The sequence below is a fragment of the Arthrobacter sp. S41 genome (assembly GCF_004320535.1).
Lineage (GTDB): Bacteria > Actinomycetota > Actinomycetes > Actinomycetales > Micrococcaceae > Glutamicibacter.
This window is the reverse complement of sequence record NZ_SIHY01000001.1, coordinates 1,300,926-1,317,857: the sequence shown is the minus strand read 5'-3', so window position 1 is coordinate 1,317,857 and position 16,932 is coordinate 1,300,926. Positions and strand designations below refer to the sequence as shown.

The following is a 16,932-nucleotide window of genomic DNA, read 5'->3' as shown; positions in this document are numbered from 1 at the left end:
GGAAAGGGAGAAACATACAATGTCACGTATTGGACGTCTTCCGATCACCGTTCCTGCAAACGTTGAGCTAAATGTCGATGGCCAGCAGGTCGCCGTCAAGGGCCCGAAGGGTGAACTTTCGATCACCGTCAAGGCTCCTATCACCGTTGCCAAGGACGAGAACACTGTTACCGTCAACCGCCCCAACGACGGCCGCGAGGCTCGTTCGTTGCACGGTCTGACTCGCACCCTGATCAACAACATGATCATCGGTGTCACCGAGGGTTACGAGAAGAAGCTCGAAATCCACGGAACCGGTTACCGCGTACTGGCCAAGGGCGCTGACCTGGAGCTTGCTCTGGGTTACTCGCACCCAGTAAAGGTTGCAGCCGTTGAGGGTGTCACCTACTCGGTAGAGGGCAACAACAAAATCACCGTCGCTGGTATTGATAAGCAGCACGTCGGTGAAGTTGCCGCCAACATCCGCAAGCTGCGTAAGACCGAGCCTTACAAGGGCAAGGGTATTCGTTACGCTGGCGAGATCATCCGCCGCAAGGTCGGAAAGGCTGGTAAGTAATTATGGCTATCGGAATCAAGGGCAAGAGCAAGTCCGCTCAGCGCGGTCGTCGTCACCAGCGTGTGCGCAAGCACATCGTTGGTACCACTGCTCGTCCACGCTTGGTTATCAACCGCTCGGCTCGTCACATGTTCGTTCAGATCGTGGACGACTCGCAGGGTCTGACCCTGGCCAGCGCTTCGACCATGGAAGCAGATCTTCGCAACAGCGATGCTGACAAGTCCGCAAAGTCCAAGCGCGTTGGTGAGCTCGTTGCAGAGCGCGCCAAGGCTGCTGGCATCGAAGCAGTTGTCTTCGACCGCGGTGGCAACAAGTACCACGGTCGCGTGGCTGCTGTTGCTGACGGCGCACGTGAAGGTGGGCTGGCACTGTGAGCGAAGCAACTAACAAGAAGGAAACTCAGGTGTCTGAAGCTACTGAAGCAGTCGAGACTGCATCGGCTCCCGCTACCGAGAACGCTGGATCCCGTCGTGGCGAAGGCCGCGGTCGTGGTGAAGGTCGTGGACGTGGCGAAGGCCGCGGCCGTGGCCGTGACCAGAAGGACAGCCGCAACGAAGACAAGGACAAGTTCCTTGAGCGCGTTGTAGCTATCAACCGCGTATCCAAGGTCGTCAAGGGTGGTCGTCGCTTTAGCTTCACCGCACTTGTCGTTGTTGGTGACGGTAACGGTATGGTCGGCGTTGGCTACGGTAAGGCCAAGGAAGTTCCTGCAGCTATCGCTAAGGGCGTTGAAGTGGCTAAGAAGTCATTCTTCCGCGTTCCACGTGTTGGCACCACCATTCCACACCTGGTCAAGGGTGAGGCCGCCGCTGGCGTTGTCTTGCTTCGTCCAGCTGCTCCTGGTACCGGTGTTATCGCCGGTGGTCCAGTGCGCGCCGTGTTGGAATGCGCAGGCATCCATGACGTTCTGTCGAAGTCGATGGGTTCAAGCAACCAGATCAACATCGTTCAGGGAACCATTGCTGCACTGAAGGCTCTTGAAGAGCCTGCAGCTGTTGCAGCTCGCCGCGGTCTTCCGCTGGACGAAGTTGCACCAGCAGCAATGCTGCGTCACATCCAGTCCCAGAAGGCAGGTGCTTAATCAATGGCTAAGAACATTGTTGTAAGCGACGCCAACCTGGAAATCACCCAGATCAAGTCCATCATCGGTGGTAGCCAGTCCCAGCGCGACGTTGTTCGCTCGTTGGGCCTGAAGCGCATCGGACACACCGTTGTCCGCTCCGCTGACCCTGTGACTGTTGGTATGGTCAACAAGGTCCCACACCTGTTGAAGGTTGAGGAGGCGAAGTAGAGATGGCTGAAGAAAAAGCACTAAAGATTCACCACCTGCGCCCAGCTGAGGGTGCAAAGACTGCCAAGACCCGCGTTGGTCGCGGTGAAGGTTCAAAGGGTAAGACCGCTGGTCGCGGTACCAAGGGTACCAAGGCTCGTTACCAGGTGAAGGCAGGATTCGCAGGTGGACAGCTTCCACTGCACATGCGTCTGCCTAAGCTGCGTGGCTTCAAGAACCCATTCCGCGTCGAGTTCCAGGTTGTAAACCTGGACAAGATCTCGGAATTGTTCCCAGAAGGCGGCGAAGTTACCGTAGAGGCACTTGTTGCCAAGGGCGCTGTTCGCAAGAACCAGCCTGTAAAGGTCCTGGGCACTGGCGATATCACGGTTAAGGTTGACGTGAAGGTTGACGCCTTCTCGACTTCTGCTTCCGAGAAGATCGCTGCTGCTGGCGGCTCGGCAGAAACCCTCTAAATCAGGGTTAGCCTTTGAGTGGTCCCGGTTCACGTTGAGTAATCAACGTGAACCGGGACCATTCTGCTATCGGCGAGAAAGTTTCAAAGATAACTATTAATGCTTGCCTGATCTGGTCTTTAACATTTCTATCGATTCACAGTTGCGACTCATTCGTGTGGCGTATTTGGCAGGATAGTACTGTTCACGGCTAGAATCGTTAGGTCATAGGAAGTATCTCTTCCTAGGCTCAAGCACTTACTTCAGGAGGACGCTTGTTCAGCGCCATAGCCCGAGTTTTTCGGACGCCTGATCTGCGCAACAAGTTGCTGTTCACGCTTGGGATCATCGCGATCTATCGTGTCGGTGTATTCATTCCCTCTCCGGGAATCGATTACAGCAACGTTCAGCAGTGTCTGGCAATGGGTGAAACCACCGGTGGACTTTATTCGTTCGTGAACCTGTTCAGTGGCGGCGCCCTGTTGCAGGTCTCCATTTTTGCAATGGGAATCATGCCGTACATTACGGCGTCCATCATTACCCAGTTGCTGCGTGTGGTGATCCCGCACTTCGAAACCTTGCATAAGGAAGGCCAAGCCGGGCAAGCCAAGCTAACGCAGTACACGCGTTACCTCACCATCGCCCTCGCCTTGTTGCAGGGAACCACTCTGGTGACCCTTGCCCGTACCGGTAGCCTGTTCCCAAGCTGCTCGCTACCGCTGGTTCCAGATGACTCACTGATCGTGATTCTTCTGATGATCATGACCCTCACTGCAGGCACCAGCCTGATCATGTGGATGGGTGAGCTGATCACCGAACGCGGTATCGGCAACGGCATGTCCATCCTGATCTTCATCTCTATTGCTTCGGGCTTCCCATCCTCGATGGGTTCGATCCTTCAGGCACAGGGCGTGATGGCATTTATTGGTGTGCTGCTTGTTGGTTTGCTCATCGTGGCCCTTGTGGTCTTCGTGGAGCAGTCCCAGCGTCGCATCCCGGTTCAGTACGCTAAACGCACCGTAGGCCGACGCACCGTGGGTGGCACCTCCACCTACATCCCGCTGAAGCTGAACATGGCCAACGTGATCCCAGTGATCTTCGCCAGCTCCATCTTGGCTCTGCCACAGATGCTGGTGCAGTTCAACCAGAACGATGACGGAACCTTGCCAGGCTGGGCAATGTGGCTGCAAGAGCACTCCTCAACCTCGTCACCTTGGTACATGCTGGTCTACACGCTGATGATCATCGGCTTTGCCTATTTCTACGTTGCGATTACCTTCAACCCGGTTGAGGTCTCCGACAACATGAAGCAGTACGGCGGATTCATTCCAGGCATTCGCGCCGGTAAGCCTACCGCCGAATACCTGCAGTACGTGATTTCTCGAATTACCTTGCCGGGCGCGCTGTACCTCGCGTTCGTCGCGTTGATCCCACTGATCGCCTTCGTGCTGTTCAACGCAGATCAGAGCTTCCCATTTGGCGGAACATCGATCCTCATTATGGTTGGTGTGGGATTGGAAACCGTCAAACAAATCAATGCTCAAATGCAGCAACGAAACTATGAAGGGCTACTGCGATGAGTCGACTGCTAATTATTGGACCTCCAGGTGCCGGTAAAGGTACCCAGGCCGTAAAGATTTCCGAGCGTTTGGATATTGTTGCCATCTCCACCGGCGACATCTTCCGTGCCAACGTCAAGGGCGGCACCCCGCTAGGGATCGAAGCCAGTAAGTACATTGACAACGGTGACTTTGTACCTGATTCGGTAACCAACAATATGGTTGACGATCGCCTGAACCAAGAGGACGTAGCCAAGGGCTTCCTGCTCGACGGTTACCCACGCACCAGCGCACAGGTCGACGCACTGGACGCCATGTTGGCAGCCAAGGGCATCGCACTGGACGCTGTACTGCAGCTAACTGCCGATGATGATGAACTGGTAGCTCGTCTGCTCAAGCGTGCAGAAATCGAAGGCCGCGCAGATGACACCGAAGAAGTCATCCGCCACCGCCTGAGCCTGTACAACGAAGAGACCCGCGTTGTTGTAGATCGCTATGAAGAGCGTGGCATCGTGCGCAAGGTCGATGGCCTCGGTGCGATCGAAGAAGTTACCGAGCGTGTACTGGCAGCGTTGAACGTCAACGCCTAAGGCAGCTCGAAATACACGGCGCAGGGATCGTGCAGCAACAATTGAACGTTGCAGCGCGGTCCCTGCGCAGTTTTTAGCAAGATCCACAAAGCAGCAACATATCCAGCTAGGGGAATGATATTGGCTTTCGGACAGCCTCGTATCGAGTACAAATCCAACTCTGAAATCCTGAAGATGCGTCAGGCCGGACTGGTTCTGGCAGAAGCGTTGGACGAAGCCGTTGCGATGGCTCGCCCCGGTGTCACCACCGAAGCGATCAACCAACTCTTCGGCAAGGTGCTGGAACGCAACAACGCCACCAGCAACTTCTTGGGCTACCACGGCTTCCCAGCGAACATCTGCGCCTCGGTCAACCACGAAGTGGTCCACGGCTTCCCATCAAACTATGAACTCAAAGATGGTGACGTGCTCAAGATTGATGGCGGCGCCATTGTTGATGGCTGGCATTCGGACTCGGCTCGCACCGTGCTCGTCGGCAAGAACATTGACCCAGCCGATCGGCGCCTGAGCGACATCACCGAGCAGGCCATGTGGGCCGGCATCGCGGCCGCTGCCAACGCACGCTTCATCGGACAGATCGGTGAAGCCATTGATGACTTTGTGACCAGCCAGCCAGGGGCCGAGCTAGGCATCCTGGAAGACTACTGCGGTCACGGCATCGGCTCAGCCATGCACATGGCCCCGGATGTGCTGAACTACAACTCCGGCCACCGTGGTTCACGCATCAAGCCAGGTATGGCACTGGCCATTGAACCAATGCTGGTTCGTGGCAAGATCGAAACCTCGATCCTAGAAGATGACTGGACCGTGGTCACCAACGACAAGTCCAACGCTTCGCAGTGGGAGCACACCGTAGCCTTCCACATGGGTGGCATCTGGGTGCTCTCGGCTCATGATGGGGGAGAAGCTGGACTGGCTCCCTTCGGTGTGACCCCATCGCCTATCAAGGGCTAATGAAGCACTAAGAACCATCAGCATTAATAGATCCAGCACGTGACCCAGCGGTCACGTGCTGGATCTAACATTTTTTAAGTCAGAGAACGATTGGCACTCATCGGCACAATAGCGTATCGTTGACTGTTGGTTCGTGATTTAAGTGTGCCCAAAATTCTTTGTTTGGGAATCACCGATCAGGAGCCAGAACCAATTACTTGTTGGCGAAAAATCACCAACAAAAAAAGTTAGCGGGGAAAATGGGCAAGAAGGAAGGCGTCATCCAGGTAGAGGGCACCGTCTCAGAGGCACTGCCGAACGCGATGTTCCGCGTGGAGCTGCCGAATGGACACGTAGTGCTCGCCACTATCTCGGGTAAGATGCGTCAGCACTACATTCGAATCCTCCCAGAGGACCGAGTGCAGGTTGAAATGAGCCCATACGATCTCAACCGAGGTCGTATCGTTTACCGCTACAAGTAAACCGCAGACCAAAAACTTTCTCAGTGAAAACTGAATGATTGTTCTTGGACAAGCTTTTTACTGCTCCACATTTAACTGCAACCGCAAAAGGACAAAGCCTTGAAGGTTAACCCTAGCGTGAAGCCGATCTGCGACAAGTGCAAGGTGATCCGTCGTAACGGCGTGGTCATGGTGATCTGCGAGAACCCACGCCACAAGCAGCGTCAGGGCTAATTCCGTTTTTACGGGATTCCCACGCGTAGTCAATTAGGCAGTATCAGCTAGGACTTATGTCCTGGTGTACCCCCGGGTTCGGAGGCCGGGGCCACGAGTAATCGTGGATGGTACTGCTCCAGACCTCCGTTCGTTGAAAGGTAGCCACTTGGCTCGTTTAGCAGGCGTGGACATTCCACGCGAGAAGCGCGTAATTATCGCGCTGACTTACATCTACGGCGTGGGCAAGACCCGTGCAGAAGAGACCATCGCGGCGACCGGGATCAACCCGGACACTCGCGTTAAGGATCTCACCGATGACCAGCTCGTGCAGCTGCGCGACTTCGTCGAAGGCACTTACAAGGTTGAAGGTGACCTGCGCCGTGAGGTTCAGGCTGACATTCGCCGTAAGGTTGAGATCGGATCCTACGAAGGTATTCGTCACCGTAAGGGCCTGCCGGTCCGCGGCCAGCGCACCAAGACCAACGCACGTACCCGTAAGGGCCCGAAGCGTACCGTCGCAGGTAAGAAGAAGACTCGCTAAATCTTAGCGATCTAACTCAAATACTTTTTTCGTAGGAGAAGAAATGCCCCCAAAGACTCGTGGAGCGGTACGTAAGCCGCGTCGCAAGGACAAAAAGAATATTGCGCAGGGACAGGCGCATATCAAGAGCACCTTCAACAACACCATCGTATCGATTACCGATCCGTCCGGTGCTGTTATCTCGTGGGCTTCGGCCGGCGAGGTAGGCATGAAGGGTTCGCGTAAGTCGACCCCATACGCTGCCCAGATGGCTGCTGAAGCTGCTGCAAAGCGCGCTCAGGAGCACGGCATGCGCAAGGTTGACGTTTTCGTCAAGGGCCCAGGCTCGGGACGCGAAACCGCGATCCGTTCGCTGCAGGCTGCTGGCCTTGAGGTTGGATCCATCCAGGATGTTTCCCCAAGCGCTCACAACGGTTGCCGCCCATCAAAGCGTCGCCGCGTCTAATTGATTCGCTAGGCTAGGCCTAAGAAGTCACCGAAGCATTTTCAAGTGCTCCGGTGACTATCTTGGACTCATATGCCTGCAAAAGACGAACGGCCACCTTTGGCTACCGTCGTTTCCACCCCCGTGAGGCGTCATATAGCGGACGCTCGCTGAAAGGAAATGTAAGTGCTCATTACGCAGCGCCCAACCCTGACCGAAGAAGTAGTTGCCGATAATCGCTCCCGGTTCGTCATTGAACCACTGGAGCCAGGCTTTGGTTACACCCTTGGTAACTCGCTTCGCCGTACCCTGCTCTCCTCGATCCCTGGTGCTTCTGTTACCAGTGTTCGTATTGACGGAGTACTGCACGAGTTCACCACCGTAGCCGGTGTCAAAGAAGATGTCACCGAACTGATCTTGAACATCAAGAACCTCTCGGTCTCTTCTGAGCACGACGAGCCAGTCGTTGCCTACCTGCGCAAGCAGGGCCCAGGCATCGTTACTGCAGCGGACATCACCCCACCAGCTGGTGTGGAGTTCCACAACCCTGATCTGCACATCGCAACCTTGAATGCCAATGGCAAGTTCGATATGGAACTGACCATTGAGCGTGGCCGTGGCTATGTGTCAGCAGCTCAGAACAAGAACATTGACGGCGAGATTGGCCGAATCCCTGTGGATTCGATCTACTCCCCAGTTCTAAAGGTAACTTTCCGCGTGGAAGCTACCCGTGTTGAGCAGCGCACCGACTTCGATCGTTTGATCGTTGACGTTGAGACCAAGGAATCGATCACCCCGCGCGATGCAGTTGCATCCGCAGGTACCACCCTGGTTGAACTGTTCGGTTTGTTCCGCGAACTGAACACTGCAGCTGAAGGTATCGAAATCGGCCCATCGCCTACGGACGCAGCTATGGCTGCTGACATGGCACTGCCGATCGAGGATCTGGAACTGACCGTTCGTTCGTACAACTGCTTGAAGCGTGAGGGCATCCACTCTGTGGGTGAACTCGTAACTCGCTCCGAGGCAGACTTGATGGACATCCGTAACTTCGGTGCGAAGTCCATTGACGAAGTCAAGGCCAAGCTGGTTGAACTGGGTCTGGCCCTGAAGGATTCCCCTCCAGGCTTTGATCTGGCCGCTCGTAGCGCCATCGAAGATGGCGACGATTACGACGAAGGTCTGTAAGACTTCCGTCTAGCGACACACTACTTCATCCGCTTACACGATAAGTTTCGTGCAGGACGGGTTATTCATCTAGGAGAACCACAATGCCTACCCCTACAAAGGGTCCGCGTCTCGGCGGCAGTGCAGCACATGAGCGATTGATTTTCGCTAACATGTCGGCACAGCTCTTCGAGAACAAGAAGATCACCACCACCCTTACCCGTGCCAAGCGTCTGCGTCCACACGCAGAGCGTTTGATCACCTTCGCAAAGCGCGGAGACCTGGCATCGCGTCGCCGCGTCCAGGGCGTCATCGCTTCGCGTTCGCGCACCAACAAGTCGATCGTTCACGAGCTTTTCGAGAACATCGCACCAGCAATGGCAAACCGCGAGGGTGGCTACACCCGCATCACCAAGATTGGTAACCGCAAGGGCGACAACGCTCCTATGGCAGTTATCGAGCTAGTGATGGAGCCAGTTTCGCCAAAGCAGGCCGTCGTCAAGGAAGCCACCAAGGCTACCGAGAAGGCTGCACCTGAGGCAGAGGCAACCGAAGAGGCATAAGTCTTCTTCGAGCTAAAGCTCATTCACCCCTAGGGATGATAAAGAAAATTCCCGTTGAATCCGCAAGGATCCAACGGGAATTTTCTAGTTTAACGAGAATTTGCTTAGCTGAAGGATTCAAGTTCAGGGCACTTGATGCCCAAGTATTCTGTTTCCTCGCTGGCGGCCTGATCTTCTAAGGCCGTGAGCTTTTGATCGGTCTGCGCCACATTGCTACTGGTGCCTTCAGCCATTACTGCCGAGACCTGATTGCTCTGTTCAGCTGTGGCGTGCAGTGCCTTAGCAAGCTTCTTGTCTTTGGTCTTTTCGGCCGCGTCATTGAGGATGCCTGAATACTCATCGATGACCAAGGAGTAGCCCTTCATATCACCAGCTATGAGATCTTCACTGACGTCCTCAGACTTTTGCAGCAGTTGCTTGATCGCAACCTGTTCATTGACGTAGTCACACGTATCTTGGGTATTCAGCTTTCCCGAAGCGCAACCAACCAAAACGGTGGCAGTCAGGCTTAGGACTGCGGTCGCTGCAGCAACCTTCTTGATCATGTATTTCCTTGTGTAGTGATGATGTGCCGGCCAGTGCTTTAAACAAGGACTACCGACAATGCTTTAAGCCTACACAAGCGAAGTATTCCAAGGTTTCTTTGGCTCGGGATTATGGCCTGGTGCGCAGTCTGGATTACGGCTCAAAGCCATAGGCAGTAAGTGGCTAGGGGACGAACTAGTCCGGATCCACAATCGATCCAGGGCAGGCACGGCGGATATATTCGACATGCCCGTCATCCATCTCGTCGGTCAATTCCCCAACTTCTGCATCAAATGTTGGTTCGTTGGGGGAGCGGTCCTTGATGATTTCAATGAACTTTTGATAGTTCTCAACGCTCGTATTTAGCGCAGTACGCAAACCCCTATCGCCAGTCTGCTCAGAAACCTCCCGATAGACGATACTGGCGGCTTCGAGGGCGTCCACTACAGGTTCTGTATTTTCTGCCAGTATGGCGATGTAGGCCATCTCCCACTTTTCTTTGATGGAATGTTCAACCGCCAATTCATCGATCAGTGCACAAGATTCGACGGTTGATAACTTTGTCGAACTGCACGCGGTCAGAACGAGCGTGGACGTTACGGCTAACGCGGTCATAGTAATAGCGGCTTTGTTGAACATGCTCAGTCCTTCGGTTGTGACGGTGCAATGGATATCTTGATGATGGATACTTCTATGTCCGGGCCGCGGAATGCACTCAGGCTACAACTGAAGAAAGATTTCGTTTTGCCAGCTGTGGATAACAGCGTGAAGCGGGGCACTTGATTCGCCGGTTGCACCGATCTTTACGCATAATGGAAATCATGAGCACGCAGTCTGACATCATTGATCCGCTGGGAACTACCGCACTAGGAACTACGCAAGCACCAGCATGGATTCGCATGCAGATGGAGCTCAGCTATGACGGTGCCGCCTATAACGGTTGGGCACGACAGCCCAACGTGACCGGTGTCCAGCAGCTGGTTGAAGAAGCGTTGGAAATGATGATTCGGCGTCGCATCCGTGTGGTTGTTGCCGGACGGACCGACGCCGGGGTCCATGCGCGACGTCAGGTAGTGCACTTCGACTTAACTCAAGAAGAGTATGACGGGTTGCCACGCGCTTCCGAACTGGCACCTGAGCCCGCGCTGCTGCGTCGGGTCAACGGTATTCTTGGCCGCCAAGACGGTGCCGTGTGGGTCCACAAAGCTACGCGAGCACCCGAGGGTTTTGACGCACGCTTCTCAGCTCTGGCTCGCCGCTACTCCTACCGGATTGCTGATGGGCAGGACCGCTGGGATCCACTGACCCGTCACCTGACCACCTGGCACCGCGAAAAGCTAGACATTGATTTGATGAACCGCGAAGCTCAATCGGTACTGGGCCGCCATGACTTCTTGACGTTCTGTAAGCCACGTCCGCATGCGACAACCATTCGTACATTGCAGGAGTTCACCTTTACCCGTGGTGAAGACGGATTGATCCTTGCCCACCTGAAGGCAGACGCTTTCTGCCACAACATGGTGCGCGCGCTGATTGGCGCAGCCATGATGGTGGGGGACGGTCGCGAGCAGCCAGGGTTCCTGGCCGCTAGGTTGGAGATGATGGTTCGCGACTCCAGAACCAGACTCTCCCACCCGCGCGCATTGGTCCTTGAAGAGGTCTACTACCCAGAAGCGGAAGAGCTGGCAGCGCGGGCATTACTAACGCGTGCTCGGCGCACCGCAGAAGAACTGGGCAACGCCGCTAAAGATGACTGAGCGGGCGCTAAACCCCGAGAACTTAAGGGTGTTGTTGCTCACGACCGAGATGCTTTTTTGGTCGAAGACACTTTAATCCGCTAAACTTTTATGAGTTGTGTATGTCCACGTTCGACACTACACGCCCAAGCGTGACGGCTTAGTTGCATAGTCGCTGGTCTGCTGGGTGTGCGAACACTATATGGACGGCCGGTTATCATCAGTCCTCACCTGGCGTACTGGTCTAAACACAAGAACAACACGACAGTGCCTGTCACTGGGGGGATCTCACCGCCTTCAGCCAACAAGCGACTGTTTGACCAGAAACGAATCAACGTAAGGCAATTACTGTGCGTACGTACACCCCAAAGCCGGCTGACCAGACTCGTCAGTGGTTTGTCATTGACGCCACCGATGTAGTACTTGGCCGTCTCGCCGTCCAGGCCGCAACCTTGCTGCGCGGCAAGCACAAGCCAACCTATGCTGCACACATGGACATGGGCGACCATGTCATCATCATCAATGCAGAAAAGGTTGCACTGACCGGTAAGAAGCTTGAGAACAAGCGCGCTTACCGCCACTCCGGTTTCCCAGGTGGCTTGAAGAGCATCAACTATGCAGATCTGCTGGAGAAGAACCCAGTTCTGGCTGTTGAGAAGGCCATCAAGGGCATGATCCCTAAGAACAAGCTTGCTGACGTTCAGATGTCCAAGCTCAAGGTCTACCGTGGCGCCGAGCACCCACACGCTGCTCAGTCGCCAAAGGCCCTGGAAATCACCCAGGTCGCTCAGTAGTCCTGGCCCCGAGAAGAAATACTTAATAGGAGATTATCGTGGCTCAGAACACTGAAGAAACCACTGAATTTGAAGGCGAAACCCCTTCGACCTACACCACTGAGACCTCTGCTTCCGCAGCAGTTGCTGACACCGAGCGTGCTCCATTGACCGTTCCAGGTGCAGCAGTTGGCCGTCGCAAGCAGGCTATTGCTCGCGTTCGCCTGGTACCAGGTTCCGGCAAGTGGACCGTAAACGGTCGCACCCTGGAGAACTTCTTCCCTAACAAGCTGCACCAGCAGGACGTCAACGAGCCTTTCAAGATCCTTGGTCTTGAGGGTGCTTACGACGTTATCGCTCGTATCAACGGTGGCGGAATTTCCGGCCAGGCCGGTGCACTGCGTTTGGGTATCGCTCGCTCGTTGAACGAGATCGATCGCGATGCAAACCGCGCAACCCTGAAGAAGGCTGGCTACTTGACTCGTGACGCACGCGTCATCGAGCGTAAGAAGGCTGGTCTTAAGAAGGCACGTAAGGCTTCGCAGTTCTCGAAGCGCTAAACCTTACTTCAAGGTCTTTTCCAAAGGCTCCAATATCCTGCAAAGGATGTTGGGGCCTTTGGCCTTTAACCGATGTAATCCACTAAGTGATCATAAATTTTCCTCACCGCTGCGTCTTGCCGTAGTGACAACAAGGTTAAATCGAAGTAGAGGGCTTATGATTAGAAACGATGGCAAGGTTATTTGGGACCGATGGGGTCCGAGGAAAAGCAAACGAACTGTTAACTCCCGAGTTAGCGCTGGAATTGGCGCAGGCAGCCTCCGTGGTGCTGGGCTTGAGTCAGTCAGAGGACGGGCGTAAGCCTGTTGCTGTGGTTGCCAAGGACCCACGTATCAGCGGTGACTTCCTGTCCGCAGCTATTGAGGCCGGCTTGGCCGCCTCAGGCGTGGACGTGATGGACGCAGGCACTCTGCCGACGCCAGCTGCGGCTTTCTTGGTGGGAGATCTAGACGCTGATTTTGGTGTCATGATTTCTGCCTCGCACAACGCGGCTCCGGATAACGGTATTAAGTTCTTGGCTCGTGGCGGCAAGAAGCTCGATGACTCTCTAGAAGATGCCATTGAAGCTTGCTTGAAGATGCCTAAGCCTCGCCCAACGGCTGGGGAAGTAGGACGTGTTGCACGTTTTGCTGACGCTGAAGATCGTTACATCATGCACCTGTTGCAGGCCCTGCCAAACCGCTTAGACGGCTTGAAGGTTGTCCTAGACTGCGCCCACGGTGCAGCATCAGGTTGCTCCCCAGAAGTCTTCAAGGCCGCTGGCGCTGAAGTTATTGTTATTGGTGCGGATCCAGATGGCATCAACATTAATGATGGTTACGGCTCCACTCACCTGGAGAAGCTACAGGCTGCTGTGCTGGAAAACGGTGCAGACCTCGGCATTGCCCATGATGGGGATGCTGACCGTTGCTTGGCCGTGGACCATGAAGGTACCGTCGTTGACGGGGATCAGATCATGGCAGTCATGGCACTGGACATGAAGGACCGCGGCGAGCTCAAGGACAACACCCTTGTAGCTACCGTGATGAGCAACCTCGGTTTGAAGTTGGCTATGGAAGCTGCGGGGATCACCCTGAAGCAGACCGGCGTCGGAGACCGTTACGTTCTTGAAGGAATGCACGAAGGAAACTACTCGCTTGGTGGCGAGCAGTCAGGCCACGTGATTTTCTCCAAGCACGCAACCACCGGTGACGGTGTGCTCACCGGCCTGATGATTGCAGCACGTGTGAAAGCTACCGGTAAGTCCCTGAAGGAACTTGCTTCGGTACTCACCGTTCTGCCACAGGTGCTGATCAACGTCCGTGGCGTGGATAAGGCTGCCGCTCCAGAATGCGAGCCGCTGCTACGAGACATCGCTGCTACCGAAGCTCGTCTGGGCTCCACCGGACGAGTGCTGCTTCGCCCGTCGGGTACCGAACCAGTGGTTCGCGTGATGGTTGAAGCTGCCACCCATGATCAGGCACAGGCTGAAGCCGAGACCCTGGCCTCCTCGGTGAAGGAACATCTTTCGCTTTAGGTAGTAGCCACTGGGCAACTTACCCGTAAATATCAAGAAAACTCACACCCCCGTACTGCGTTCCAAGTAAGAACACGCTACGGGGGTGTGGCATGCTAACTAGTAGAAACTGACATCGGTTTGTGTTCTCGGAGAGAAGGACTTTCGTGACTCTACGCATCAGCGTGATCGGCACCGGCTACCTCGGTGCAACCCATGCCGCCTGCATGGCTGAATTGGGCTATGAAGTCATTGGCGTCGATGTAGACAAAGCAAAGCTACAGGCCTTGGCCGCTGGCATCCTGCCGTTCCACGAACCTGGCCTGCCTGAGCTATTGCGCAAGCACGTAGCCTCCGGTCGCCTGCGCTTCACTGACGACTACGCTGACGTAGCCGCCAATGCAGATATTCATTTCATTACCGTGGGAACCCCACAGCGCAAAGACTCGCAGTCTGCCGATATGTCTTATGTTGACGGAGCTGTCGACTCCTTGCTCAAACACATCACCGGTGATGCATTGATTGTTGGCAAGTCCACCGTGCCTGTGGGCACGGCTCGCCGGTTGAGCGAAAAGATTGCACAGAACGCCAAGGCGGGTAGTTCCATTGCCCTTGCATGGAACCCAGAATTCTTGCGTGAAGGCTTTGCAGTTAATGACACTCTGCATCCAGACCGTTTGGTCTATGGCCTAGTAGAAGAACGCGGTTTTGAGCTACTGCGTGAAGTCTATGCACCGGTCTTGGCATTGGATGTTCCAGAGATTGTCACTGATCTTGAGACCGCTGAGCTGGTCAAGGTCGCGGCTAATGCTTTCTTGGCGACCAAGATTTCGTTTATCAATGCTTTCGCTGAGGTAACTGAAACTGTTGGCGGTGATATCATGACGCTGGCTGACGCTATTGGCCATGACAAGCGCATTGGGCGCCGTTTCCTGAACGCCGGAGTGGGCTTTGGCGGTGGATGTCTACCGAAGGACATTCGGGCCCTTCAGGCGCGCGTGAGCGAGCTGGGTCTGAATCAGACCATGGGATTCTTGTCTGAAGTTGATCAGATCAACTTACGCCGTAGAGATCGTGTTGTTTCGTTGGCTTCGCACATGCTGGGCAACAATGTGGCGGGCAAGCACATATGTGTGCTGGGCGTGACGTTCAAACCCAACAGTGATGACGTACGTGACTCACCAGCATTGGATATTGCCGTACGCCTGTACAACGCTGGCGCAGAAGTCTCAGTTTATGACCCAGAGGGCAATGCCAACGCAGCTGGTCGCTTCCCGCGTCTGAAATACGTTGACTCTCACCATGAAGCAGCACACAACGCTGATCTGACTCTGGTGCTGACCGAGTGGCAGGAATTCCGCGACTTGGATCCAAATGAGCTTGGGGAAGTAGTAGCTTCCAAGATGCTCATTGATGGGCGCAACGTCTTGGACCGGCAGGCCTGGCGTGAACAGGGCTGGGTTATGACCGGCCCTGGTGAGTACTTTGAGCTGGAGAGCGTTGCCACACAGTAACAAACCGTTGGACACAAGTCGTCATGAGATAGGCGAGAATGGGTGATTAGCGGAGAACGGCTAATCACCCATTCTCGAGTTGACTTGCAAGAAGTTCAACTCATCGGAATTAGAGCATTGGACTGGTGATTACTTGAAAACAGGATTTGCTTCAGACGAGCGGCTTAAGAATGAGGCTACTGAACATCATATTTTGTTCCGTAGATGGAACGCAGCATCTTGCGCTTAAACGTCGTACATGCACAACATTCCCAATTCTTTTGTTGTTGACTTGGGAGTTTGTTTTATGTTGCTTCCGAGTATCAAGAATTATTTTCGCAACGAATCGCAAAACCTCCTAGTTTGGCGGATTCTTGGGTTAGCGTGTAACGACTTTCCGGAGCCAAACAGCTAGCGCTTCGAACGAGGGAATTAGGTTCTCAAGTGCCTCGCTTCGAGTAAAATGCATAACTTTGTTGCGAGCAAGGCGGGCATCGTTTAGGCTGCGGATGCACTGCTCTTTCTCGAATCCTGCTTGTGACGCAATAGCGAACTCTTCTGACCAAATACCTGGATGCGCTACACATTTCATGTAATCGGCGAACGTCAGCTTGTCTAGGGAGGTTGAGTCGTCCTCGGTTGACCCGTTCGCGGAGATTTCTTCCCTAGTAAAGGTAACTGTTCCCGAGTGATCTAACGGGATGTCGGTTAGGCGTTTGTATGATCCCACTGCTTCATCAAGTGCTAAGTCTGTCACGGACGAAAGTGATTCGCGTAGCAGTTCTTCGATTTCGTTGGCTCGCAAGAACATCGCGGTGATGGTGTTCAAATGCATGGCGACGTCGAAAGTCGTATAAATCTGAACGATTTCACCTTTAGAATTCTTGCCGTAAACAAATCCGTGTGTGAGGATCGACGGGATCCAATCGAAGAGTTTTTCATTTGTGCCTACCACTGGAACGTGTGTATTGGCCTTCTCGATGAGCTTGGAATTTGAGTTCGTCTTTTCGAAAGTCAGATCGCTCAAGGTTACGGTCCCAATAAGCGTTGACTTATCAGATTTTGAAAAGAAGACTGGAAGTTTAGTCCTTTTCCTTTCATCCATTAGTTTCATGGCATCTTCAACAGAGTCCCCATACTGGAGGCTATCCAGTTCTTCGGCATCTTCCTTGAGTGCTGACAAGACCCATCCGGTCATGCCCGCGTTTGACTCTGGTTCTTCAGAAGGTCGGGAAGTGGACTGTTTCGAGTTCTCCGAATTATCGATCGAGTCGTGACGTCTTTGAATTCGTACATTTCCATAATAATCAGCGTCTGCAATTGGCGGAATCATTTCCAATTTCTTTTTATCGAGCCAATTAGCTATATGCGAATTTATAATGGCGCCCCTGCGCGCGCGACCGAATTTTTGCAAAACGCTGATTGTGCTCACTTCGGCAATCACACCATCAGTCGACACATCTTCGAGCAGACTTTCCCACGAATCCCAGTCACTCTTAGTTTCGTTGGAAGTCGAGCCGGTTTGCTCTGGAGCTCGTTCTGCGTCGGGAACGATTCCGTCGGTGCCGCCCCCATAGCATTGTTCGTTTGACTCGTCCACAATTTATCCTTTGT

At 54.2% G+C, this 16,932-nt stretch carries 21 protein-coding genes and 1 pseudogene; 19 read left to right on the top strand and 3 right to left on the bottom strand.

Annotation, left to right across the window (positions count from 1 at the left end; all coding sequences use genetic code 11):
• Positions 1-19 precede the first annotated feature (19 nt).
• The 14 genes and pseudogenes from rplF to rplQ all read left to right on the top strand — a co-directional run.
• The gene (gene rplF, locus EYR88_RS06020) at positions 20-556 is read left to right on the top strand and encodes a 50S ribosomal protein L6 (protein ID WP_131088778.1); all 537 of its coding nucleotides are present in this window, start codon (positions 20-22) and stop codon (positions 554-556) included.
• A 2-nt stretch (positions 557-558) separates the two neighbouring features.
• Positions 559-930, top strand: a complete 372-nt coding sequence (gene rplR / locus EYR88_RS06015; RefSeq protein ID WP_131088777.1) for a 50S ribosomal protein L18 — start codon at positions 559-561, stop codon at positions 928-930.
• 29 nt (positions 931-959) lie between these two features.
• Positions 960-1,637: a 30S ribosomal protein S5 gene (gene rpsE, locus EYR88_RS06010; RefSeq protein ID WP_207306507.1), complete on the top strand. Its 678-nt coding sequence runs from the start codon at positions 960-962 to the stop codon at positions 1,635-1,637.
• 3 nt (positions 1,638-1,640) lie between these two features.
• A complete protein-coding gene (rpmD, locus tag EYR88_RS06005; RefSeq protein ID WP_131088775.1) occupies positions 1,641-1,847 on the top strand; it encodes a 50S ribosomal protein L30 in 207 nt (68 codons plus the stop codon).
• Positions 1,848-1,849: 2 nt separating this feature from the next.
• Complete coding sequence (gene rplO / locus EYR88_RS06000; protein ID WP_131088774.1) at positions 1,850-2,302, top strand: 50S ribosomal protein L15; 453 nt, start codon at positions 1,850-1,852, stop codon at positions 2,300-2,302.
• 254 nt (positions 2,303-2,556) lie between these two features.
• Positions 2,557-3,861, top strand: a complete 1,305-nt coding sequence (gene secY, locus EYR88_RS05995; RefSeq protein WP_131088773.1) for a preprotein translocase subunit SecY — start codon at positions 2,557-2,559, stop codon at positions 3,859-3,861.
• On the top strand, positions 3,858-4,430 hold the full coding sequence (locus EYR88_RS05990; protein ID WP_131088772.1) for an adenylate kinase: 573 nt from the start codon (positions 3,858-3,860) through the stop codon (positions 4,428-4,430). Before secY ends, EYR88_RS05990 begins: the two co-directional genes overlap by 4 nt.
• 120 nt (positions 4,431-4,550) lie before the next feature.
• Positions 4,551-5,384: a type I methionyl aminopeptidase gene (map, locus tag EYR88_RS05985; protein WP_131088771.1), complete on the top strand. Its 834-nt coding sequence runs from the start codon at positions 4,551-4,553 to the stop codon at positions 5,382-5,384.
• A 239-nt stretch (positions 5,385-5,623) separates the two neighbouring features.
• Positions 5,624-5,845, top strand: a complete 222-nt coding sequence (infA, locus tag EYR88_RS05980) for a translation initiation factor IF-1 (protein ID WP_013349662.1) — start codon at positions 5,624-5,626, stop codon at positions 5,843-5,845.
• A 99-nt stretch (positions 5,846-5,944) separates the two neighbouring features.
• On the top strand, positions 5,945-6,058 hold the full coding sequence (gene rpmJ / locus EYR88_RS05975) for a 50S ribosomal protein L36 (protein WP_013349661.1): 114 nt from the start codon (positions 5,945-5,947) through the stop codon (positions 6,056-6,058).
• A gap of 148 nt (positions 6,059-6,206) precedes the next feature.
• The gene (rpsM, locus tag EYR88_RS05970) at positions 6,207-6,581 is read left to right on the top strand and encodes a 30S ribosomal protein S13 (RefSeq protein WP_022874115.1); all 375 of its coding nucleotides are present in this window, start codon (positions 6,207-6,209) and stop codon (positions 6,579-6,581) included.
• 43 nt (positions 6,582-6,624) lie between these two features.
• Positions 6,625-7,026, top strand: coding sequence for a 30S ribosomal protein S11 (rpsK, locus tag EYR88_RS05965; RefSeq protein WP_131088770.1), 402 nt, complete (start codon positions 6,625-6,627; stop codon positions 7,024-7,026).
• A 165-nt stretch (positions 7,027-7,191) separates the two neighbouring features.
• On the top strand, positions 7,192-8,193 hold the full coding sequence (locus EYR88_RS05960) for a DNA-directed RNA polymerase subunit alpha (RefSeq protein ID WP_131088769.1): 1,002 nt from the start codon (positions 7,192-7,194) through the stop codon (positions 8,191-8,193).
• A gap of 83 nt (positions 8,194-8,276) precedes the next feature.
• A pseudogene (rplQ, locus tag EYR88_RS05955) lies at positions 8,277-8,717 on the top strand (50S ribosomal protein L17); the annotation flags it as partial.
• 122 nt (positions 8,718-8,839) lie between these two features.
• On the opposite strand, the gene EYR88_RS05950 reads toward rplQ, so the two are convergent.
• Together EYR88_RS05950 and EYR88_RS05945 are read right to left on the bottom strand one after the other, a co-directional pair.
• On the bottom strand, positions 8,840-9,280 hold the full coding sequence (locus EYR88_RS05950) for a hypothetical protein (RefSeq protein WP_131088767.1): 441 nt from the start codon (positions 9,278-9,280) through the stop codon (positions 8,840-8,842).
• Between the two features lie 175 nt (positions 9,281-9,455).
• Positions 9,456-9,899 (bottom strand): hypothetical protein, encoded by a 444-nt coding sequence (locus EYR88_RS05945; protein WP_131088766.1) that lies wholly within the window; start codon positions 9,897-9,899, stop codon positions 9,456-9,458.
• A 182-nt stretch (positions 9,900-10,081) separates the two neighbouring features.
• On the opposite strand from EYR88_RS05945, the gene truA reads away from it, so the two are divergent.
• The 5 genes from truA to EYR88_RS05920 all read left to right on the top strand — a co-directional run bounded on the left by truA (position 10,082) and on the right by EYR88_RS05920 (position 15,339).
• Positions 10,082-11,017 carry a tRNA pseudouridine(38-40) synthase TruA gene (truA, locus tag EYR88_RS05940; protein WP_131088765.1) on the top strand — a complete coding sequence of 312 codons (936 nt, stop codon included), beginning with the start codon at positions 10,082-10,084 and terminating at the stop codon, positions 11,015-11,017.
• Positions 11,018-11,346: 329 nt separating this feature from the next.
• On the top strand, positions 11,347-11,790 hold the full coding sequence (gene rplM / locus EYR88_RS05935; protein ID WP_131088764.1) for a 50S ribosomal protein L13: 444 nt from the start codon (positions 11,347-11,349) through the stop codon (positions 11,788-11,790).
• A gap of 38 nt (positions 11,791-11,828) precedes the next feature.
• The gene (gene rpsI, locus EYR88_RS05930) at positions 11,829-12,329 is read left to right on the top strand and encodes a 30S ribosomal protein S9 (RefSeq protein WP_131088763.1); all 501 of its coding nucleotides are present in this window, start codon (positions 11,829-11,831) and stop codon (positions 12,327-12,329) included.
• A 170-nt stretch (positions 12,330-12,499) separates the two neighbouring features.
• Positions 12,500-13,846, top strand: coding sequence for a phosphoglucosamine mutase (glmM, locus tag EYR88_RS05925; protein ID WP_131088762.1), 1,347 nt, complete (start codon positions 12,500-12,502; stop codon positions 13,844-13,846).
• Positions 13,847-13,992: 146 nt separating this feature from the next.
• The gene (locus tag EYR88_RS05920) at positions 13,993-15,339 is read left to right on the top strand and encodes a UDP-glucose/GDP-mannose dehydrogenase family protein (protein ID WP_131088761.1); all 1,347 of its coding nucleotides are present in this window, start codon (positions 13,993-13,995) and stop codon (positions 15,337-15,339) included.
• Positions 15,340-15,697: 358 nt separating this feature from the next.
• Here EYR88_RS05920 and EYR88_RS05915 read toward each other — a convergent pair whose 3' ends face one another.
• A complete protein-coding gene (locus EYR88_RS05915) occupies positions 15,698-16,918 on the bottom strand; it encodes a CBS domain-containing protein (protein ID WP_131088760.1) in 1,221 nt (406 codons plus the stop codon).
• Between the last annotated feature and the right edge of the window lie 14 nt (positions 16,919-16,932).